Consider the following 21461-nt stretch of genomic DNA (forward strand, 5'->3'; position numbering starts at 1 on the left):
GTGGGTTTAATACCCCACCGTCAACGGGGGTGTTCACGCATTACTTGGGGGAGCGTAGACGCGGAGCGGCAGGTCGTTGACTATCCCCATGTAATTTTCCTCCTGTCTCCTGTCTCCTGTCTCCTGTATCCTTCTTCAATGGCAGATATCAAAATTAGAGGTTTTCAGCACAATGTCATTATTTTTAATTAATCAATGGGATTTAATGAAGAGTAAAGTGAATGATTTTTATAACTTTAATTGGAATTTTGAAGTATGAGAAAATCAAAATTTTCAGTAAAAACATTAGGGAAAATATCTATAAATATATTGGTTAATATTTGCCAATTTATTTTGAAAAAAACAAAAAGTAATTGAGTAAAGTTTTAATCAACGAAAAAGTAAAAATGAAGCCAAATTACCGTCGGTGTGTTAGCTGTAAAAAACTTGCTCCTAAAGAAGATTTTTGGCGAGTTATTCGTATTAAAAAATCTTCTACCATTAGATTAGATGAAGGAGAAGGACGCTCAGCTTACATTTGTCCACAAACAGAATGTTTTCAAATTGCTCGTAAAAAGAATAAATTAAGCCGTTCACTTAAAACCCATGTATCACCAGAAATATATCAAGCATTATGGCAAAGATTGAAAAATTCTTCATCCAAAAAATGATCGCTGAAAATAGTTGTACAACAGAATAATATTTGCATTATCCACAAATTAACTCTGAATTACTAAATAAATCGAATACCACAACTAATTTTGTGTATCTTCTCTAGCAGTTAGATATTTCATTTCTAAATTAATATATACCTATAAGTTACTGAGCTATGGTGCATTTTAATTTTAGATAGCTGAACAGCTTAAGACAGCATTGAGACCACAGAAAAATTATAAATCCTGCTAAGATAGATATTCCGAGGGCAATAAATGTCTTAGGAAACTTAAACTATGATTGAAATCAATATATCTATAAAAGTCAAACCCTTGACTCAAGTACCACAAAGATTATATGTATAAAAAATCACAAACTGAAATTGTGAAATTGCAATTAATAAATAGTAAACTTCAACTATGATTGAAATCAATATATCTATATATCTATAAAAGTCAAACCCTTGACTCAAGTACCATAAAGATTATATGTATAAAAAATCACAAACTGAAATTGTGAAATTGCAATTAATAAAATTGCTTAAAAATTTAACTTATATGTATAATTTTTAACCTATCCCAAAAAATCAAGTCTAGTTAATAAATGGAGCAAGTAGACTTTCAGGGAACTACTCTGAAATACTCATTTCTCCAATCTAAATAGTGATGGGTTTTAAGTAAAATATAAACTTAATCTAGACAGTAGCTAAACAATTCATAAACTGAAAGCAGTAAAAATAAAAAAAAAGCTTTTAAGTAGCTAAACTGAGCCTAAAACTAGTATGATTGTAGTGTAGTCGTAAAATCAACATTATAACAATGTAAAATTATAGATTTGTAAAAGAGAGGGTAGAGTGGATGAACAACGGAAAAGTAAGAATTTACGAATTATCAAAGGAATTGAATTTGGATAACAAAGATATATTAGCAGTTTGTGAACAGCTCAACATATCTGTGAAGAGTCACAGCAGTACTATTACAGAACCAGAAGCAGAACTAATCCGCAAAACGGCAGAAAGCTTACCCCACTCTCCCAGTAGGTCTGCTGTTCCAGAAAAAAGTAACTCTCAAAATCAAGAGTCAACTTTTAATCATAACGAGGGTAAAAAACAGCAGATATTAGAAATACGCAAACCAAGACCAAAACCATTGGAAGAAAGAGCTAAACTTAAAAATCAAACCCAAACCCATAATAATAACGTTCAATTAGTGGCAACTCCTCCAAAACCTCCAGCACCGGAAGCATTAGATCGGCAAATTCAACCTCTCAGTAAACCAAGGCCCAACCTGTCCCTAAAGCTAGAGGGAGAAAAAGGTAAATCTGTATCAGCAGTAGATAAAAAGTCTACAGATATAGCTCCAGACAGATCATTAGAAAAAACTGTCACAGAAGTTCCCCAGTTAGTAAGACCACCTGTAAGACCAGCACCTCCTAGCATAAATCGAAATCTACAAAGTCCCTCCATAACAAAGCCTAATCAAAAAAATAAAAAAACAAAGCAGGAAGGTAAAAAAAGAAAAGATAGAGAAGAAAAACCTTCTCAAAAGCCTGCAATTGTTAATAAAAAGGAAAACAAAGATACTTCTCAAAAAGAAAGTGTAAGACCACCTATTCTCAGCCCTGAAACCTCAAGTCAGTCAAAGCAAAAACATCGAGATAGACCTACGGTTAAACCAAAGCAAGTTCAAGAATTACAAAAACCTCAACTTGCACCAAAACCGAGACTAAAAATATCAGTTGATTCTCCAAAAGATACAGATATTGATTTAGATATAACAGAAGAAAAAGAGCCAGAAGAAAAAGTAATAGAATTAGATTATAATAATGAGGTAGAAAAACCAAGAAGAAAAATAATATCTCCAAGTAAGCCTCCATCTGCAAAATTAAAGAAAGGTCCAACTTGGGAAGAAGAAGAAGAAGATTCAAGCGAAATTGCTCAGAAAAATGCTAAAGCTAGTGCAAAAGCTAAACGTCTTCGTCCAAAACCACTCCTAGAAGAAGATGATGAAGATTTAGAAGAACTTTTAAATAAGCCAGAACCAGTGACAATGAGCTTATCTTTAGCTCGCCCACCAAAACCAAACAGTAGTCCTGGCAAAACTAAATCCAATTCTGGTAACAACGCTCCCAGCATCAAAAAGAAATCTAGTAAATCACAGCAACCTGTCAAGTCTGAAATTGCTGAACAAAATCAATCTGTTGAAGCTCAACCTTTAGAAAAGCTAGTAATTAATTCGAGCATGACAGTTCAAGAATTAGCAACAGCTTTGGCAGTATCAGAAACAGAGATTATTAAAAGACTGTTTATGAAAGGCATAGCAGTCAACATTACAGAAAGCTTAGATATTGCCACCATAGAAATGGTAGCAGAAGAAGAAGGAATTCCTGTAGAAGCCCTAGAAGAAGAATCAGCAGCGAAGAAAACCACTGAAATGCTAGAAGATGCCGATCTAGAAAAACTGGAACGTCGTCCACCAGTAGTAACAATTATGGGGCACGTCGATCATGGAAAAACCAGTCTTCTAGACTCAATCCGTGCAACTAAAGTAGCAGCAGGGGAAGCAGGCGGTATTACTCAACATATTGGAGCTTATCATGTTGATGTTGAACATGAAGGTAAGATGCAACAAGTAGTATTCTTAGATACTCCTGGTCACGAAGCTTTCACTGCAATGCGAGCTAGAGGAACAAGAGTTACAGATGTCGCAGTGCTAGTTGTAGCAGCAGATGATGGTGTACAACCACAAACCATAGAAGCTATCAGCCATGCGAAAGCTGCGGGAGTACCACTTATAGTAGCAATTAACAAGGTTGATAAGGAAGAAGCTAACCCAGATCGTGTTAAGCAAGAATTGATGGAACATGGCTTAGTTCCTGAAGAATGGGGTGGTGACGCTATTATGGTTCCAGTTAGTGCGATCAAGAAACAGAATCTGGATAGCTTACTAGAAATGATTCTTTTAGTGTCCGAGGTAGAAGACTTGCAAGCCAACCCAGAACGTTTGGCCAAAGGCACCATAATTGAAGCTCACTTGGATAAAGCTAGAGGACCAGTAGCTAGTTTGTTAGTACAGAATGGGACTTTGAGAGTAGGAGATATTGTAGTTGCTGGCTCTGTCTACGGAAAAGTGCGGGCAATGATTGATGACCGAGGCGACCGGGTGGAAAAAGCAAGTCCATCTTTTGCAGTAGAAGTTCTTGGTCTCAGAGACGTGCCTCAAGCTGGCGATGAGTTTGATGTGTTTGAAAATGAAAAAGATGCTTCATCAATTGCTACAGATAGAGCAGATGCTCAAAGAGAATCTCGGATTATGCGTAGGACAACTCTTGGTGCTGTTTCAGCTCGTGCCCAAGCAGGAGACCTCAAAGAACTAAACTTGATACTGAAAGCAGATGTTCAAGGTTCTGTTGAGGCTATTGTTGCAGCTCTGCGACAACTACCTCAAAAAGAAGTCCAACTAAGGCTATTATTCTCTGGAGCTGGAGAAGTGACAGAAACAGATATTGACTTAGCAGCTGCTAGTGAAGCTGTGATTATTGGCTTTAATACAACGATGGCATCAGGAGCACGTCAAGCAGCGGATGCGGCAGGAGTAGATGTGCGGGAGTACAACGTCATATACAAACTGTTGGATGATGTTCAAGGGGCAATGGAAGGTCTATTAGACCCTGAGCTAGTAGAGGAACCGTTAGGTGAAGTAGAAGTACGTGCTGTGTTTACGATTAATCGTGGTGCTGTTGCAGGTTGCTATGTGCTTTCTGGCAAAGTTATCCGTAATTGTAAGGTGCGAATACGTCGCAAAGGAGAAGTTATTCACCAAGGTGTACTGGACTCGCTAAGGCGTATCAAGGATGATGTAAAAGAAGTCAACGCAGGTTATGAATGTGGCATTAGCTTAGACAACTTTAGTGATTGGGCTGAAGGTGATATAGTTGAAGGCTACCAAATGGTAACTAAGCGCCGGAAACTGTCTATTTAAAATACTCATTATCAGGCAGAAGTAATATCCCTCTTTTGTTACTCTCCGGTTTTTTCTATGATTTGAACTTCCACCGAAAGGAGCTATAACAAGAAATACAAAGTTTGACGATCTAATTTTGGCAATTTAACAGCTATTTAACAGCTATCTGGAATTTCTAGGAAGAAAAAAGCTGGCGATCATCTGATATACAAAAGCTCTAGAGTTTAGAAATTACAATAGTTTTAGGAGAGTTACAAAAGAGAGTTATATCAAGTCACATTAATTAACTCACATATAGGGACTTTTTATGCAATATCTCTACGGGTTAGGAGAAGCAATGTTTATTACAGTTGTTTCATGAGACATGATATTACTAGCAAATAATTTGAGAAATAGGTAGGTTTAATACCTACCTATCTTAATGTTTGAATAAATTAAAGATGGGACGTTGCTGATGCGTGGGTATGATATCAAATCCGTTTAATTGGACATAAAAAAATTCTTCAATCGTCATAACTACGCTCATCAAAGTGATTCTCTCTCCTCCTGACTCCTGACTCCTGACTCCTCCTTACTTAACCAATCTATAACTGTTTAACCGGATTTGATATTTGTATTTTTTTGCGATTGCTAAACTATTGAATGATAAATATTTGAGATTCTTCAGTTTTTATTTTCATAACTTGATTCAGCAATGCCAAAGATGATATCTACAAGTCAAGATTTGATGACATATATAGTCATACTAATACCTGGTTTATGAATAGTGAGCTATCTTTAAAGAAGTAGAAGCTGTAAATCTCAGTAACTTTATCACTAACTCAGGTAAGTATTATGAATAAATTTAATGTTACCTCTTGGAATAATAATTCAGCCAAAGTAATTACAAAAAATGAATCAGAATCTAGAATGTGGGATAGTTTGAAGCAAGCGATCGCTGTAAGTTCAGGTTTTCAGAGATGGCAATTAGAGCGTAAGATTAATGAAGGTCAGCAGCAAAATATATCCTTAGATCGGCAAGTTAGTATATATTTACGGGAAACTTTAGAAACACTAGCTTATTAAAACAGTAGTCTATATTACAAATCTTCTTGTTCATTTTTTACAGTAGTTTTCTACTTGATAAGAGACAAGGTTTCATTACTCTTACAGACAGGAAACAGATAGTAAGATTTAACTTGATCTTATACCATCACAAAAAGTATTCTAGTTCTATAGCAGTCTAAGGAAAGGCTAGGAAAAATTAAAAGCTTAAAATTCAGACAACGTAAGATTTTTCCTTCTTCCTTCTGCTATACCATAATTCTGAAAACAACTCAAATTACAAAACGCCTAATCCTAATATATTTAGAAGTAGGCGTTTTGCTTTTAAAAAGGGTTTTTTATATTTAGGGTCTTTATCTTAGCTGACCCAACTTAAATATTTAAGGTCTTTATTTTTAGCTGACCTCAATTTATAGTCATTTACTATTTAACAACAACTTGACAGGGATCAAGGATTTCGTAATATTTTCTTTATTTTTTTGTATTTTTATGGCCAAATATATATCCACATTACAAAGTTTAAACTTTTGTTACTTAGACGAAGAGGATCGATTACTGGCCTTTTGCTCCAAACGAAATAGGAAAATCATCAGGATGACAATTCCGACTTGTAAAGCAAAATTAGGTAAAGTAGAAGCAATATTTTGGCCTGCAATAATTTTTGCTAAAAAAATAAAAGCTCCGGTGAAACCAGAAGCTCCGAAAGCTATATATATAAATTGCCGTAGTCCTCGATAAGGTGCATCCAGTTCACCTTTGAGGCGAGCATATTTTTCTGGGCTAAGTTTAGTTTGAGAGGAATTATTATTTGACTTTGGAGTTGACATAGTATTTTAGATACAAACTTGAAGAAGTAAGTAGGTCAGTATTAAAAATTATAGTGACGATCAGGCAGGGGGCGAAATATCAGAAGTTTTTGAGCAACTTTACTGTTCATTACATACTTTGGTTTTTTCGTGCCTAACTACTTATTAGTTAATAATTAGTAGTTAATATTTACAAAAACTAATCAATTCCAGCCAAATATTTACAACTTATTCAATGAATAAAAACCTATATATTAAAAACATTAACAATAATTTTGAACTTACCTTTGTAGCAACAACAATATTGTCTGAAATAAACCAACCACAACACCTAAAACACCCCCCAAATTAACAATAGCTTGCAACTCATTTTTGACAATTACATTAACAGCAACTTCCAATTCTTCAGGAGAAGTACCCTTAACGCGGTCAATAATTACTTGGTCAATGTTTAAAATTGGAATTGCTTGAGCCACAATATTTTCTAAATCCCGTTCTAAATAGCGTTCTAAAACCAAAGCTAATTCTTGACTCACCAACTCTAGAGAACTATTCATTATTGATGAAGCTTGTAAGCGATTAATAATTAAATCGGCAATATGCTCCCAATCTATAGATAAACTTAAACCTTGAATTAAATCAGCACCACGTTCTTGCAAGTATAGACGTACACTATCACCCATTGTATTTCTTAACTGGCGTACCGTAGAAACAGGTAAATTTTGCATGGAAAGATTTTGTAACCATTCCTGAATTCTTTCTCTAACACCTAATGCTCTGATTAATTCTTTTAAACGCTGATTAGTTAATTCTTTATCATCTAAACAGAAAGTTCTTAATCTAATCAAAGTATTACGCAACCCAAACAAATTAGCTACTACCCAATAAGTACCACTAGCTTTTTCGCGAAAATCTTCATCAATAATTGAAATATTTTGATCTGTGAGAAAATCAATTAAAGTCTGCCTTAATATATCTGGTGGTAGTACAATTTTAAGCAACCAATCTGATAGTTGAGTTGCCTGCATTTCTGTTAGTTGAAACTCTAGCAAGACTTGGTCAAAAATTTGGTTGAGTTGAGCTTCCAAAAAATCTTCTTTTTTTGCCCAAACTTTGAGAAGTCTTGGCAAAGATTGACCTAATAGATCCCGTAGAATATTTGCTAGAATTTTAGCAGTTTTCTTACTTGTATCGATTTTAAATTGTTCTAAGGACATTTGTAACAGCCAAAGAATAGCTGCCTCCATTCGCTCCGTTTGCAACAAACGACGTGCTAAATTCTGCAACTCTGAAGGAGTTAACAAAGAACCCATTATAGTATCAGCAACTCGCTTTGCTAAACGTTCTTGGTTCGCAGGAATTAATCCAGGAGTAAAGGGTAGCTTTTGCCCAAAAGCATAGTAAGGACGATAAGGGCGAAATAGCATTTTAATCGCTATATCATTAGTGAAATACCCAATAATTCCACCTGCGATTGGTGGTACAAAATAAAGCCAGATATTAGACAACTTTAATTATTTCAGACTATCTACTTTTGACAAGACTAATAACAATTATAAGATTATCAGTTGAAAAATTATTTTGTAATTACTAATATTCCCATCATACCCCCAGCAATAGGGTAATGTTTTGCATTGACAAATCCGGCTTGATGTGCTATTAGTACTTGCTCTACCCCAGTGGGAAATTTTGTCAGACTTGGACTAATATAGGCGTATTCCTGAGTTAGCTCCAAATTACCAGCCACAGGAACTACTACTTTATCCAGATACCACTGTTGAAAACTTCTGACTAAAGAAGCACTAGGACGGTGCATATCGAGAATGGCTGCCTTAGAATTGGGCTTGAGGACTCGATATAACTCTTGTAAACAATGAGGAATATCCAAGACATTACGCAAACCATATCCCATTGTAGCACAATCGAAATAATTATCTGCAAAGGGTAAATTCAAGGCATCTGCTTCTACCCAATTAATAGGACTAACCTGACCAAATAAAGTTGATTTGCGGTTACGAGCGATCGCCAATTGTTGTACAGAAAAGTCTACTCCATACACTATACCTTGACTACCCGCATATTTGGCCAGCATCCAAGCCAAATCTCCACTACCACAACATAAATCCAAGCAGGTATTGCCATCATTAGCTTCACTCCACATTACAGCCATTTGCTTCCAGATTTTATGTAGTCCCAGACTTAGTGCATCATTAAGTTGGTCATAAACTGGGGCAATTCTGTTAAATATGGCCTGAACTTCTGTGGAATTATAATCATAAGTAGTAGTTTTCATTTTTATAGTAAGTTTAAGTTATGGAGACTTTTGGTTAATGACAGCAGGCAGCTATGCTAAGTATAGAGATTATGTGTTCCACTTTAGTAGAGTCGTTAGAGAGAAGCGGAGCTAGGAACATAAATTTATTGGAATACAAATATTTGGCCTACCTAATTATTTATAAGTAAAGCTTATAGTATGCCTGAAGCTATGCAAAACTATTCAAAGCCAATGACAGTAGTTGAGTACAGATATTAATCGTATCAAGTTCTTCTGGACGTATTTTGCTTGGTTGTTGCCATTGTAAGGATATCAAGGCCACAAGTTTTTGCCGATAGGAAATTGGAATGACAATATGAGTCTTTATTCCTGAAATTTGATAATTTGCCACATTAGAAAGATCAATATCTTCTGATACATCCATCACAACTTGTAACTTTTGAGAAGCGATCGCTTCAATTGCCAGAGGGTCATTAACCAACCAATTGTCCACCTTACCCAAATTACTACTAACCCCTTGAATTGAAGTTAGACCATTATCCTCAATCAATTGCAAAATACATACATCACAAGAAAAAGCCTCTCTATAGACAGATGCAATGTCCTCTAAAGCTTGCTCTATTCTGTCAGAATTTTGAGAGATATTAACCACATTGTTCAACAATTCCAATTGATTTTGAGCTTTTAGCAATTCTTCAGTACGTTGATTCAAAAGTTCATAAGTATGTGCTGCCTTTTGTACAACTCCTTTTAGTTCCTTGGGGTTCCAAGGCTTAGTAATATACTTATGTACTTGTCCAGAATTAATTGCTTCCACCAAATCTTCAATATCAGTAAATCCTGTGAGAATAATTCTGATAGTATTAGGAAATTGGGGCAATGTTTTACTTAAAAATTCTGTACCCTTCATTTCTGGCATTCGTTGATCGGAGATAATGACAGCCACCTCTCCCTCTGATGCCAAAATTTCCAAAGCCTGAATACCACTTTCAGCTTTTAGTACGCTAAAATCTCGTCTGAAGGTGCGGTAGAGCAAGTCCAAGTTATCTGGTTCATCATCTACCACTAGCATTTTAGGCTTTTTTCTTCTAGTTAAGATCATCAGTTGGCTTTTTATGCTATCTAACTGTTGAGGAATTGCTTCCATTAAAACAAACCTCCGCAATTGTAACCCGAAAATAACATAATACTAATTCAATTTTCGACATCTTCCCCAAACTTTTAATACTTATTGATGCCAAGGATAGGTGAAACGGAAAGCTGATGTGATTGGATGCTTAAGAGTTTCCTGTTAATTTTATTATCTTATCCAGTCTTAACTAGGCCAGGCATAAGAAAAGCCCAACTCTCATTAGAAGCAATTTGTTTAATGTCCACCAAGTGCCATAATATTAACAGATTGTGGTGTTGTTTTGGGAATAGTCATTATTTATGAAATACTACTTTATACCATTTCACGGAAGTAAAAAGCGAGTGCGTAATTCTGAGGCCCCCTGAGAATGTAAGACGCACTCAAGACAGTCAAAAGTCAAAAGTCAAAAGTAAGATTTTATCAGCTCATAAGTTTGAGTTTACAGTAATTTCAGGAAATTATTTCACATTTCAAGTTTGAAACTATTTGTGACATATTTAAAAGTCAATTGGTATCATCTAACAACCATCTATCTTAGAAGTTGTCAATATTCAACCGAAACCTTGTATAGCCAAAAATTATTCCACTTGATTTTTGGTGTTATATCTCAGAAATAAATTAACTTATGGCCTTATATCCGTAGCTGATATATTTTTAGGTAGCATGGTCAAAGGCTTATCCATTCATTTTAAATAAAAAAAGTGCGCCCTCAACTATGATCGAAACACCAGAAAATTCCCCCAACTCTCAAGAAAAATCAACAAACCCAGTAGAGATAGAAAACTTAATTGGTTTGCTACGTCGCAAAGAAAGTAATTGGGTAGAGTGGGGACAAGCTTGTGCCAAACTACAAAAAGCTGGATATACTTCTCAGCAAATATTTGAAGCAACAGGATTTGAACCTGTACAACAAAATCAGGTGATAGTAGGTTCTCAAGTATATACAAGTATTGTCAATGCCAAAACCGCAAAAAATGTACAGTCGCAAAGTGGAACAGATTTTTTATCGCGCTTTGAGAGATCGGGAAGTGATATTCTTTACGAATTGAGAATTTTAACTCAAGAGCAAAGAGTTATAGCAACTGAGTTTATAGTTGAGCATAATCTTGATGTTGATGATGCTAAAGACTTAGCAAAGGCCATTAAGGATTTTGCTCGGATGAGAACTATCCCAGAAGGATTTTCCGATCGCCCTGGAGATATAGTAGCTTATCAATGTTGGAAACTAGCTAGGCAGCAAAATGACTTACAACAACGGTCTCGCCTCATTGCTAAAGGTCTTAAATTAGCTAATTCTCAAACAGCTAGAAAACAACTTGAAAAGTTACTAACTGATTTTACTATTGTTTCTCAGAGACCAGCACCCCGTCTGCCAATTTATCGAATGGAGTCAGAAGAAGAATTGCCCCGTATTTTACCAGTAGTGGGAAAATTACCCCTGAACACGGAAGATTTAAAAGCTGTCCCTATAGTTGAGGAGGTGGGGTCTCATGGAATAGTAAAGTTTTCTGGTGGAACAGGTGCTTGGGTAGGGATACCTGGATGGCGAGTTGTCATGCAAGCAGAAGATCCTGTAGCAGTGATTGAAAATAGCGATCGCTTGCCTACTCCAATACCAGGAGCAACTGAGGAAGTTTTGTTAATTATTGATAGGTCTCAACGTGAATGGCATGAGGATGGTTATTTTATCGTAGACCAAGCTGGGAAAATAGAGATGCAGTGCTTTGATGAATTACCTAATATACCTTTACTTGGGCGGGTTTTGCTAGTATTAAGACCCAAAAAGATTCTCGATCAAGAATTTGTGAAAGACCTTTTGCAATTTGAGGAATAATAATTCACTGAAAGGAATTGGGAAGTAGGGGAGTAGGGGAGTAGGGGAGTGGGGAGTATTTCTCTACTTCCTTGGTGCGCTACCAGATGCGACTAACCGTCGCGGGGTCGCATCCGCTTTTTCCCCTATTCTATTTCTGAATTTCCTGAATTCTGTAGGGGGGGAAGCTGCCATTCACCTCTACTTCTATGCCAAAAGCACATACCACCTGCAAAGATACTATAGTTATTCCAGTTAAGATTGAGACAAGGGTTTCTTACCTGGAAAGAGTTTCAGCTAAAAAAGTGTTCCAGTCTTATTCAGAATGACTATATAAGGGTTCTAGAAGAGTAGAAAAAAAGGTTAAATATCGAGACTTTGATATTTTTGAGGACAAAAATAGCTGAAAATTATACAGACAGAGCAAGGAAAATACATCAAAAGGGTAAAATAGTTAAAAGCTACACCTATCAAAAACAAGCTGATTTGACGTTAAACTTTTCATAAGTAAACTTTTGATAGTATTTTTCAGATGTTTTTGGCTAAAGTCCCGATATTTACAATATCTGCGCGCGAGAAAACTTTTTATTCTACTCTACTTAAGGCAGAAAATACAGATTAATATCATGTCCGGTTGAACAGTTATAAATAAACGACGAAGGAGTCAGGAGACAGGAGACAGGAGACAGGAGGGTAGAAAGAATGAAGAAGGAGGAAGTTTTTTTATCACTAATTATCCGGACATGATATAAAATGTAACGACCTTGGCGTGAATTTGGTACTATCTATTCCAAAAGACAGGCAGTTTAGGACTTATGTGGATGATGATCTGAATCAGGGGAAATGTTTTTCCCGCTATTCCCTATTCTCTGTTCCCTGCTATAAATAGACATCTCCAAGAATCAAAAATAAAATCAATTATCGCACAAAAATTATCAATTATTTTCCCCTACTCCCTACTCTCTCTTTTCTGGAGATATCTAATGAAAATTGCTATAATCTTTTGCTCCTCCTTACTTATTTCTTTATTCACAAATTATGAGCAAAACAACAGATAAAAAGTTTACTCCTCCTGTGATGAATTTACCTTTGGTAGATTCGCCATTTTTTGAACAAATTTTTAGCCAGTTAACTTTAGACAAAGATACAAAAAAACTTGTCAAACAATTTGCCGAACAAGGATATGTAATCATAGACGACTTAGGTATAGAAAATATTACAGAAACTACAGATAGAATAGTTAAAGACTTAACTCCCATATATGGAGACAAAGGCAAAGTAGAATCAGCTTGGATTTATCACGATCGAATTCAGGATGCTTGGACATTCAATCAAGATGTAAAAAAAATTGCCACTTCTCCCAAAATTATTAACCTATTAAAAATACTTTATCAGCGAGAACCAATCCCATTTCAAACCTTAAATTTTAAGTTTGGTACTCAACAATCTACTCATAGTGACAGTATACATTTTAATTCAATGCCAGCTAGATTTATGTGTGGAGTTTGGGTAGCTCTTGAAGATATAGACGCAAATAACGGTCCGCTACATTATTATCCTGGCAGTCATAAATTACCAATATTTGATTTAAACGACTTAGGAATTACAGGTAGTTATCAAAATAAACCTTATGATGTTTATCCCATATATGAAGAGTTTTTACAGTCATTAATTGAACATAATGGTTTAAAAAAAGTAGAACTTTATGTCAAGAAAGGGCAAGCTTTAATTTGGGCTGCAAATTTACTACATGGGGGTAGTCCAGTTTTAGATAAAAACCGCACCAGATATAGTCAAGTAACACATTATTATTTCTCTGATTGTATGTATTATATTCCTTTACTTTCAGATCCATTTTTACATAGAATTCATTTGAAAGAAGTGAGAAATATTATGACAGGAAAAATCGTCGATCATATTTATAATGGTGAGAAAATTGAAGTTAATCCCGAACAGTATGAAGTAGAAAGATTAAAATATCAACTGTTACAATTTCAGGAGGAATTAGAAAAATTACGACCTATGGCAATGCAATTTCAGGATGAACTGACTGTATTAAAACCTCAACTTCAAACAGTTGAGTCAGAACTAGAAAAGTTACGTATTCAGTTATATGATTATCAAACAAAATTTCAATTATCAGAAGCTCAAAATCAGTCAATTGAGACAGAATTAGAAAGATTAAGAACTCAGTTATATCAATCTGAATTATAGTAAATTCAGCAGTCAGCTATAAGCTATCAGTTATCAGTTCTCAATAGGACTTATACCGTTTCACGGAAGTCAAAAGTTAAAAGTTAAAAGTTAAAAGTTAAAAGTAATATTTTTAGGACTCAAAACTTTGACACTACAGTAATTTCAGGAAATTATTTCACATCTAAAGGAGCTAAACTATTTGTAACATTCTTTTTTCACGCTTGGTATTACACATAACCACCAATTATGGTAGGGGTTAACGATCGTTAACCCTTACAAATGGTTTATAATATCATCTCCGGTAGCATCGGAGCGTGTATAAAATTAAGGTGATAATAGGAGAAAACCTTCTGCCTCCAGCATAGCTGCCTTCTGCCTTCCTTCCACCAAAGTCTAATTATTCAACCGGACATGATATAACTTCATCTTTTGGGTAAGTCTTGGTATATAGCAGTTGAAGCAAAGGTTAGGATAGATCAAAAGCTTAAAACTCAGACAACGTAATACTTTTCCTTCTTCCTTCTTTCTTCTGCTATATATTATGTTCCCAATGCGGGACTTGCCCCCTATAGGTATACCTCACCCATGATGGAATATATCGAATTTGCTGTAAATAATATTGTCTGGTCAAAAAACTCAGTTTTATGATTCAAATAAATCAACTTTAGGGTCATAAAACTGGGTTAAATAAATCTCCTAAATTCGCACAAAGGCGTTGCACAGTGACGAATGATTTGATATTTTTGATAGAATTGGATTGTGGATTAATCAATTGCTAGAATGATTAATTAATGGTTATTTTTAGTCAAAATCTAAACCAATTTTTGGCAATATCATTCCATAATGTGCAACCCCCGCACAAAATCACCGTTAATATGGGAGCGATCGCTAGGTTCTAAATAACCTAAATTCTTCATCTTCAGTATAATTTTCTCCTTACTTTCAGTAACTGTTTCTAAGTCAGTTAGACATTCAACTTCAGGATGAGGAGGTGCTTCATAAGGTGAATCAATGCCAGTAAATTCTTTAATTCCTCCAGCTCTGGCAAGTTGATAAAGTCCTTTTTTGTCCCGCGCTTCGCAAACTTCTAAAGGTGCATTAACATATACTTCCATAAAATTGCCAATTCTTCTTCTAACCTCAGTCCGAACTTGATTATAAGGAGAAATAGCAGACACTAAAACAATCACACCATTACGAGTTAAAAGATGAGCTAAAAAACCAATTCTGCGGATATTTTCATCTCGGTCAACTTTACTAAAACCCAAACTTTTACCAATATCTTGACGAACTATAGTACTATCAAGAACTTCTACCGTATAACCAAGCGATCGCAACTCTTCTGCCACAGCTAGACTCAGAGTAGTTTTACCAGCACAGCTTAAACCAGTAAACCACACTGTTACAGCAGTTTGATTAATTTTTTCCATTCACAACATCCTATAAAAAACAAAGTTTAAATCCCGAATAAAAATAGGAATTTTAGGAATTTAAAGTTTCATCATTTTCTTGACTTAAGATATCTACTATGATAACATAATTGTTTAACTTGCTATAAGTCAAATATAGCGTAAAGTATAACAGCCCAATCAGTTATAACTATAATTGAAACAGTAAAAACTATTTTAAATTCCTCATAGCATTGCCAATTAAATCTCCACAACTTAACTCATATAAATGGAAAATATTAGACATCTTCGTAGTTGGTTACGCATATCTCGTCAACCTCAGTATCGTTGGTTTTGGTTTGTAGCTGCAGCACTAATCTATGTAAGTATTCTCCTGTTTCCAATAGCAGGAATAGAAAAAGAAGCAAAAGGAGCTTTAGCAGTATTTGGGGTAACAGCTTTCCTGTGGGCAACAAATACCTTACCAGTAGCAGTCACAGGCTTAATGGTCTTATTTTTAATTCCCCTCAGTGGTAGTATGTCTGCCACAGAAACTTATGCCTATTTCGGCAACAAAGCAGTATTTTTTGTATTAGGAGCATTTATTTTAGCTAGTCCTATTCAACGCTCAGGACTGAGTACCCGTCTAGCATTAACAGTAGTTTCCCGTTTTGGCAATACCCAGAATACTTTAATTGCCTCTATTTTAATTCTTTCAGCCGTAATGTCTTTTGTGATTAGTTCCTACGCTGTTACGGCAATGTTATTTCCAGTAGTGATAGAAGTTATACAAGCAGCAGGAGCTAGACCCGGTGGACGTTTTGGACTAGCAGCATTCTTAGCTTTAGGGTGGGGTTGTGGTATTGGTGGTATCGCAACTTTACTTGGAGGTGCCAGAGCACCACTAGCATTAGGAGTTCTTCGCAGCACCACTAACGGAGAATACGATGTCAGTTTTGTGGAATGGTTTATTTGGTCTATTCCTTTAGTCGTATTACTGTTAACAGTAGCTTATTTTATCTTACTCCAAATAGGAAAAGGTACAGTTGTGTCTTTACCAAATGCCCTAAAATTTCTCAAAATTAGGTCAAAAAGTCTGGGAGGAATTTCACCAAGAGAAATTGGTACATTAGTATTAGTGGCAGGGATAGTTTTATTGTGGATTTTTCGAGGAACAGCTTGGGGACTAGATACAATAGCTTTCTTTGGGGTGATGTGTAGCTTCATTTTTGGGTTGGCAAGTTGGCAAGAAGTAGAAGAAGATGTTAACTGGGGTATTTTTTTAATGTATGGTAGTGCTATTGCTCTAAGTGCAGTGTTACGAGATACAGGGGCAGCACAAGCATTAGCAGAAATTTTATTGGGATCGTGGATTAATTCTGGTTTCATTTGTTTTGTGGCAATGGTTTTGATTATTACTATTTTGACAGAAGGAATGAGTAATGCTGCTGCTGTGGCAGTTTTGATGCCAGTTGGACTTGCTTTAGCAGCTAAATATGGCATAGACCCTAGAGCAATGACATTGGGTATTACTCTGCCATCAGGTCTGGCTTTTCTGTTGCCAGTAAGTACCCCGGTAATGGCCATTATCATTGGTAGTGGTTATGTGTCGCCTGCTGAAGCTTTTAAGCGTGGCTTATTGCTAAAATTAGTGGGGACTTTGATATTCTTGGCAATGGCGAAATTTTATTGGCCTTTATTTGGGCTAGGGGTGTAAGATATGAATATTTGGTTGGTGGTTGCAAATCCCTATGCTTACGATAAAGCAATGTGGAAAGGAATCTCAGAAGCTCAACAAAATCAAGCTAAATTGAGAGTTGTGTTTTTTATTAATAATAACTCTATTAATGATGTTATTGGTGAACTGGGGCAAACTGGTTGGTTAGGGTCTAATCCTTTGCATAAACTTCAAGACTCTATGTTAGAGGGTTATCGCGCTCTAGCTAGTGATGTTTTGAAGCGGGTAAAGCGTAAAGCTAAAGAAAAAGAAGTAGAATTAGATATTCAAGAAGTAATAGAAAGACCTAGTTTAGAAGAATATCTGTTTGAGCTTGTAGAGCAAGATGCAATAAAAATTATTGTTGCTGGTCCTCAGTTACTTACTACTAGAGTTGCAAATTTACCAAGTATAGCAGAGTATATTGAGGAAGATTAAAAACAATGTAATTAATCCCTATAGTATTTTATTTATTTGTTCAATGAAGCTCTAAAAATATGTATCTCATCAAGTTAAAAATTGGTGTAGGTTATTTCAGTTATCAGTTAGCCTCCTAACGGAGGAACTGCGTTAACAGTACCTCTGCAATAAGGAGGCTTTAAATATGGAATATTCTCTTTTTTTATCCCCTTAAAAGGGGAGGCTTGGGACTAAAAATTTTCGGTCAATAATATTATATTTGCATAATCAGTTATATCAGAAGAAAGAAGGAAGAAGGAAAAATCTGGCGTTGTTTTAGTTTTAAGCTTTTGAGATGTCTGCGCCCTTTACTTCAAGCTATATCAAAAAACATAGCTTCTTACTGATAAACAATCTCCCTCCGGATTTTCTATTACTTACTAAGTAAGATCAACTTATTTATCTGAATCAAGCGACAAAATATATATTTTCCTATTTTTTTTCCTGATTCCTGGCAGACACACAATCTTGACAAAAGAAGTGAATCTGATGGTACAAGTTAAACATAAATTTCAAAGCTTTGAAGAATATTTATCATATAGTAACAATTCAGAAAAACTCTGTGAATTATTTAATTGTGAATTAATTGAAATGCCTCCAGAATCACGTTTAAATGTTGAAATTGCTACTTTCTTGTTACTGAGATTTGTCTTACTTTTAGGTCATAGTCGAGTACGGGGTCAAGGATTAGAATTAGAGGTTAGAGGAGAGCCGAAAAACCGCTATCCCGATTTGACTATCATCGGAGAAGAACATATTCAAAAATTATTAAAGCAGAATAATTCGCCTTTCTATGTATCCTCCTTTGTTAGTTGTTGAAGTCGTTAATCCTGGAGAGATACAAAGAGAAAGAAACTATATTGCGAAGAGAATTCAATATCAAGATTGTGGTATTCCTGAATATTGGATTGTTGACCCTGAAACTAAAACTATTTTAATATTAAAATTAATCGGCACAAGTTATACAGAAGTAGGTAGTTTTTCTGGTAATGATTTAGTATTATCTCCTGGATTTAGAAGGCTTAATTTGAAAGTTTCTACAGTTTTTGATGGTTGAAGAAGGAAGGATTCATTAATTGATAATGGATAATTACCTCTGGTTAAAACCAAGAGAAGAAAACATTTTCCTTATAGCGGTTTTCACTCATGTTGACTACAGTAAAAATTATAGATATACCTAAAGTTTAATAAGCTACAGAAATAGTTGTATTCTATGTTAATGAAAACCGCTATAAGCGTCAATCATCTTCTTTTCAAGGAGAGGTAATGATTAATTATTAATTATTAATTAGGGCTTGCTGATTAAATATAAAAGTCTTTACAGATAAAAGTTTTAGCCTTTTTAAGTATCAAAAAGTGCGAGGTTTTAGGTGGTAATGGTTCAATTAGGAGCGGATTTTGCTCAAGAGTTGGGCAGAAAAATTAAGGGACTATTCTTCCTACTATCTCCTCTATAATTCCCCGTTCCTCCTGTCTCCTGTCTCCTGTCTCCTGTCTCCTACCCCTACTAAAAGACTTTTTCAGCAAACCCTAATAATTAATAACTAATTATTAATTAGGGCTTGCTGATTAAATCTAAAAGCATTGACATATAAAGACTAAAGAATTTTTGGAGTCGAATTGCAGTGCAAATTTTTCACCTCTTTATGCTCATGCATGGAGCGTATTTTAGGCGCATAGTTGGGCAGAAAAATCATTCTTACAAAACGCCCGCTCCTACCTCCTATAAATTCCAATTTATCCTGTCTCCTGTCTCCTGTCTCCTGTCTCCTACCCCTACCACTCATACTTTTTCAGCAAACCCTAATTATTAATTATTAAGCACCCATCCCCGAATATTGCTTTAACCCCTTTCGCCACAACCAACGATTTAATCCCAAAAATATCGCACCCCAAGCAAACATCATCAATAACCCGCGTCCAATATCCACAGGCAATCCCACTAAGATAGAAGCAGGAAAATAAACTATATAAGGAAACGGAGTCCATAATGCTATTTGAGACACTGATTCTGGAAACACTTCTAATGGAGCTGTTATTCCCGATAAAAACATATTAGGTAAAAACCAAAGCTGCTCAAGGGCGCTAGCTCTTTCTATCCAAAAGGCAAACAAAGCCATTGTATATTGAATTAAAAATCGTAATGCAAATGCCATTACTGCTACAATTAAAAATAACAAAAAATCACCCAAACTTGGCAACCAAAATATCCGGGGATATAGAATCAACAATAATAATATTAAACCTAAAATAAAAGGTCCTCTAGCAAGCCTTTCTCCAATATGACCAAAGAAATGATGCCAAACAGGATCTATCGGTTGTAATAATTTAGGAGATAATTTCCCCTGAACTACTTCTTTTTCAAAATCCCAAATCACCCAAACAGGTGTGATTGCACGGGCAATAAATACAGCTAAGAAATAATGAGAAAACTGTGATTTATCTAATGCAAATTCTCCTGCTACTGAAGCTTTTATCCAGACTCCCATCATAATAAAAGGCAAAGAAGATGACAATACCCATAAGAATAGTTCAGCTCTATATTCTAACATATAGGCGTAGTAAGTAGATAGAAAAACTTTAGCAATTTTGATAATTTTTTTCATTGTTTTTAATTATTTACTATTAATTTAAACAGGAGCTTTGATTAAGTGTATTTCAAGAAAAATAATATTATCAAAAGGCGGTAGATGAGTAAGGTAAAATAATAACTTAAAAACCAAAAAAGTAACTGCTGAGTGCTATATAATAAACAAGTCCAAGCAAATGCTACTTGATTTTTATGATGTTGGCACTGAGTAATATGACCACAACCAGAATCCCCAAACATAAAAGATAAATTATCGTCAGAATCAACCTGAAAAACTAATCTCATTCTTTCACCACAAATCGGACAATTAGGATATTCTATTCCCTGAATCCAGAAAGGCCAGCCGGATAATTTATCTCCTTCAATTGGGAAACTATCCTCTTCAGTTAAGAAATTATCTTCATATAATTCATCATCTAATTCTATACCAAATTATGCTGCTTCAGCATAGTTAGGATAATCTTCTAGTTGTTGCCAATCGACGATTAATTTAGGAGGAAAAACTTTTTGATTTTCAGGAATTTTTACATCTTGTGCTTCTGTTTCTGGCTGAAAAATTCTAATTAAATGAATGTCGGAAAATGGTTCCCATCCTTCATTATCGCAATCACAAAGTAGTTCTTCATTAGTGCAATAAAACATCTGTAAAATACCACTGCCAAATTCATTTTTTAATGCTTCTGGTAAGGTATTAAGGTTTAGCTGAAGAAAGAATTGTAGAGGATTTTGGCAATGAGGACATTTCGGCCATTGTTCATCTTTTGGTAAACCTTGGTTTACCAGCAAATTTAGAAGCAGTTAAAGCACCATCTCCATCGATAGTTATTGGTTTCCAAGCTTCACGTTTATAGGGTTGAATTTCTAGCGGAATATTAGTCATAATATTTATTTGTAGAAAAAATTAAATAAACTATTTGGAGGATAGTAATTAGGGCTTGCTGATTAAATATCAAAGCACTGACAGATATGGGTTTCAGCTTTTTTTTGTCTAAAAAAGTGCGCCTGTTTCGGTCTAAACAGCTGCATAAAGCTAGTATTTTGGGATGATTATGGCAGAAAAATCTTGGGACAATTTTTACGACTACCTCCTCTATAATTTCCATTTCTCCTGTCTCCTGTCTCCTACCCCTACCAAAATACTTTCCATACGCAAACCCTAATTAATAAGTAACAGGACTTACGCAGAATCACCTTGAAAGCACCATACGTAAGAGTTGGGCAGAAAAATCCCAAATTGACAATTCTTACTTCTACCTCCTCTTAATTCCCATTTCTCCTGTCTCCTGTCTCCTGTCTCCTCCTACTAAAAGACTTTTTCAGAAAACCCTAATTAATTTAAAAAATGTAAGGATTCAGATTATTTATTACATTAGCTGATCAATTAGTAGTTTAGCGATCGCCTCACAAGCTAAACCAAGAAAATACTAATTGATATTTAGTAATTAA

At 35.2% G+C, this 21461-nt stretch carries 19 protein-coding genes; 9 read left to right on the top strand and 10 right to left on the bottom strand.

From position 1 onward, the window contains the following. Positions 1-353 precede the first annotated feature (353 nt). From F6K06_RS02350 to F6K06_RS02360, 3 genes are all read left to right on the top strand, one after another. Complete coding sequence (locus F6K06_RS02350) at positions 354-650, top strand: YlxR family protein (RefSeq protein ID WP_353734922.1); 297 nt, start codon at positions 354-356, stop codon at positions 648-650. Between the two features lie 840 nt (positions 651-1490). Further along, positions 1491-4613 carry a translation initiation factor IF-2 gene (infB, locus tag F6K06_RS02355; RefSeq protein WP_287239440.1) on the top strand — a complete coding sequence of 1041 codons (3123 nt, stop codon included), beginning with the start codon at positions 1491-1493 and terminating at the stop codon, positions 4611-4613. A gap of 816 nt (positions 4614-5429) precedes the next feature. Continuing rightward, a complete protein-coding gene (locus F6K06_RS02360; protein WP_192901126.1) occupies positions 5430-5660 on the top strand; it encodes a hypothetical protein in 231 nt (76 codons plus the stop codon). A 509-nt stretch (positions 5661-6169) separates the two neighbouring features. Here the strand turns inward: F6K06_RS02360 and F6K06_RS02365 are convergent. The 4 genes from F6K06_RS02365 to F6K06_RS02380 form a co-directional block, all read right to left on the bottom strand. Next, positions 6170-6466 carry a DUF3493 domain-containing protein gene (locus F6K06_RS02365; protein WP_124145082.1) on the bottom strand — a complete coding sequence of 99 codons (297 nt, stop codon included), beginning with the start codon at positions 6464-6466 and terminating at the stop codon, positions 6170-6172. Positions 6467-6726: 260 nt separating this feature from the next. After that, on the bottom strand, positions 6727-7953 hold the full coding sequence (locus F6K06_RS02370) for a DUF445 domain-containing protein (protein ID WP_124145081.1): 1227 nt from the start codon (positions 7951-7953) through the stop codon (positions 6727-6729). A 68-nt stretch (positions 7954-8021) separates the two neighbouring features. Next, a complete protein-coding gene (ubiE, locus tag F6K06_RS02375; protein WP_124154398.1) occupies positions 8022-8738 on the bottom strand; it encodes a bifunctional demethylmenaquinone methyltransferase/2-methoxy-6-polyprenyl-1,4-benzoquinol methylase UbiE in 717 nt (238 codons plus the stop codon). Between the two features lie 190 nt (positions 8739-8928). Next, positions 8929-9867 (bottom strand): response regulator, encoded by a 939-nt coding sequence (locus F6K06_RS02380; protein WP_287239445.1) that lies wholly within the window; start codon positions 9865-9867, stop codon positions 8929-8931. Between the two features lie 700 nt (positions 9868-10567). On the opposite strand from F6K06_RS02380, the gene F6K06_RS02385 reads away from it, so the two are divergent. After that, positions 10568-11686 carry a RuBisCO accumulation factor 1 gene (locus F6K06_RS02385; RefSeq protein ID WP_287239446.1) on the top strand — a complete coding sequence of 373 codons (1119 nt, stop codon included), beginning with the start codon at positions 10568-10570 and terminating at the stop codon, positions 11684-11686. A 1017-nt stretch (positions 11687-12703) separates the two neighbouring features. Continuing rightward, the gene (locus F6K06_RS02390; RefSeq protein ID WP_240038957.1) at positions 12704-13879 is read left to right on the top strand and encodes a phytanoyl-CoA dioxygenase family protein; all 1176 of its coding nucleotides are present in this window, start codon (positions 12704-12706) and stop codon (positions 13877-13879) included. Between the two features lie 815 nt (positions 13880-14694). Here F6K06_RS02390 and cysC read toward each other — a convergent pair. After that, on the bottom strand, positions 14695-15291 hold the full coding sequence (gene cysC, locus F6K06_RS02395; protein ID WP_192901124.1) for an adenylyl-sulfate kinase: 597 nt from the start codon (positions 15289-15291) through the stop codon (positions 14695-14697). Between the two features lie 247 nt (positions 15292-15538). On the opposite strand from cysC, the gene F6K06_RS02400 reads away from it, so the two are divergent. The 4 genes from F6K06_RS02400 to F6K06_RS33720 all read left to right on the top strand — a co-directional run bounded on the left by F6K06_RS02400 (position 15539) and on the right by F6K06_RS33720 (position 18482). Continuing rightward, a complete protein-coding gene (locus F6K06_RS02400; RefSeq protein WP_124145076.1) occupies positions 15539-16966 on the top strand; it encodes a DASS family sodium-coupled anion symporter in 1428 nt (475 codons plus the stop codon). Between the two features lie 3 nt (positions 16967-16969). Continuing rightward, a complete protein-coding gene (locus F6K06_RS02405) occupies positions 16970-17404 on the top strand; it encodes a hypothetical protein (protein ID WP_124145075.1) in 435 nt (144 codons plus the stop codon). A 510-nt stretch (positions 17405-17914) separates the two neighbouring features. After that, positions 17915-18244, top strand: a complete 330-nt coding sequence (locus F6K06_RS33715) for a hypothetical protein (RefSeq protein ID WP_353734921.1) — start codon at positions 17915-17917, stop codon at positions 18242-18244. Further along, on the top strand, positions 18219-18482 hold the full coding sequence (locus F6K06_RS33720) for a Uma2 family endonuclease (RefSeq protein ID WP_338043185.1): 264 nt from the start codon (positions 18219-18221) through the stop codon (positions 18480-18482). The genes F6K06_RS33715 and F6K06_RS33720 overlap by 26 nt, the downstream gene beginning before the upstream one ends. A 541-nt stretch (positions 18483-19023) precedes the next feature. Here F6K06_RS33720 and F6K06_RS02415 read toward each other — a convergent pair. From F6K06_RS02415 to F6K06_RS02435, 5 genes are read right to left on the bottom strand one after another with little or no spacing between them, the layout of a single operon-like run. After that, positions 19024-19212, bottom strand: a complete 189-nt coding sequence (locus F6K06_RS02415; RefSeq protein WP_287239447.1) for a hypothetical protein — start codon at positions 19210-19212, stop codon at positions 19024-19026. 30 nt (positions 19213-19242) lie between these two features. Continuing rightward, the gene (locus F6K06_RS02420; protein ID WP_287239450.1) at positions 19243-20031 is read right to left on the bottom strand and encodes an ABC-2 family transporter protein; all 789 of its coding nucleotides are present in this window, start codon (positions 20029-20031) and stop codon (positions 19243-19245) included. A gap of 41 nt (positions 20032-20072) precedes the next feature. Continuing rightward, on the bottom strand, positions 20073-20441 hold the full coding sequence (locus F6K06_RS02425) for a DUF1963 domain-containing protein (RefSeq protein WP_205127375.1): 369 nt from the start codon (positions 20439-20441) through the stop codon (positions 20073-20075). Between the two features lie 6 nt (positions 20442-20447). Further along, a complete protein-coding gene (locus F6K06_RS02430; protein ID WP_205127372.1) occupies positions 20448-20801 on the bottom strand; it encodes a DUF1963 domain-containing protein in 354 nt (117 codons plus the stop codon). After that, positions 20770-20895 (bottom strand): hypothetical protein, encoded by a 126-nt coding sequence (locus F6K06_RS02435; RefSeq protein ID WP_275670379.1) that lies wholly within the window; start codon positions 20893-20895, stop codon positions 20770-20772. The genes F6K06_RS02430 and F6K06_RS02435 overlap by 32 nt, the downstream gene beginning before the upstream one ends. Positions 20896-21461: the final 566 nt, after the last annotated feature.

The sequence above is a fragment of the Okeania sp. SIO1H4 genome (assembly GCF_010672695.1).
Lineage (GTDB): Bacteria > Cyanobacteriota > Cyanobacteriia > Cyanobacteriales > Microcoleaceae > Okeania > Okeania hirsuta.

Coding starts and splice junctions, on each gene's coding strand:
- infB (WP_287239440.1), top strand. CDS start 1,491: ATGAACAACGGAAAAGTAAGAATTTACGAATTATCAAAGGAATTGAAT.
- F6K06_RS02360 (WP_192901126.1), top strand. CDS start 5,430: ATGAATAAATTTAATGTTACCTCTTGGAATAATAATTCAGCCAAAGTA.
- F6K06_RS02365 (WP_124145082.1), bottom strand. CDS start 6,466: ATGTCAACTCCAAAGTCAAATAATAATTCCTCTCAAACTAAACTTAGC.
- ubiE (WP_124154398.1), bottom strand. CDS start 8,738: ATGAAAACTACTACTTATGATTATAATTCCACAGAAGTTCAGGCCATA.
- F6K06_RS02380 (WP_287239445.1), bottom strand. CDS start 9,867: ATGGAAGCAATTCCTCAACAGTTAGATAGCATAAAAAGCCAACTGATG.
- F6K06_RS02385 (WP_287239446.1), top strand. CDS start 10,568: ATGATCGAAACACCAGAAAATTCCCCCAACTCTCAAGAAAAATCAACA.
- F6K06_RS02390 (WP_240038957.1), top strand. CDS start 12,704: ATGAGCAAAACAACAGATAAAAAGTTTACTCCTCCTGTGATGAATTTA.
- cysC (WP_192901124.1), bottom strand. CDS start 15,291: ATGGAAAAAATTAATCAAACTGCTGTAACAGTGTGGTTTACTGGTTTA.
- F6K06_RS02400 (WP_124145076.1), top strand. CDS start 15,539: ATGGAAAATATTAGACATCTTCGTAGTTGGTTACGCATATCTCGTCAA.
- F6K06_RS02405 (WP_124145075.1), top strand. CDS start 16,970: ATGAATATTTGGTTGGTGGTTGCAAATCCCTATGCTTACGATAAAGCA.
- F6K06_RS33715 (WP_353734921.1), top strand. CDS start 17,915: ATGGTACAAGTTAAACATAAATTTCAAAGCTTTGAAGAATATTTATCA.
- F6K06_RS33720 (WP_338043185.1), top strand. CDS start 18,219: ATGTATCCTCCTTTGTTAGTTGTTGAAGTCGTTAATCCTGGAGAGATA.
- F6K06_RS02415 (WP_287239447.1), bottom strand. CDS start 19,212: ATGAGTGGTAGGGGTAGGAGACAGGAGACAGGAGACAGGAGACAGGAT.
- F6K06_RS02420 (WP_287239450.1), bottom strand. CDS start 20,031: ATGAAAAAAATTATCAAAATTGCTAAAGTTTTTCTATCTACTTACTAC.
- F6K06_RS02435 (WP_275670379.1), bottom strand. CDS start 20,895: ATGACTAATATTCCGCTAGAAATTCAACCCTATAAACGTGAAGCTTGG.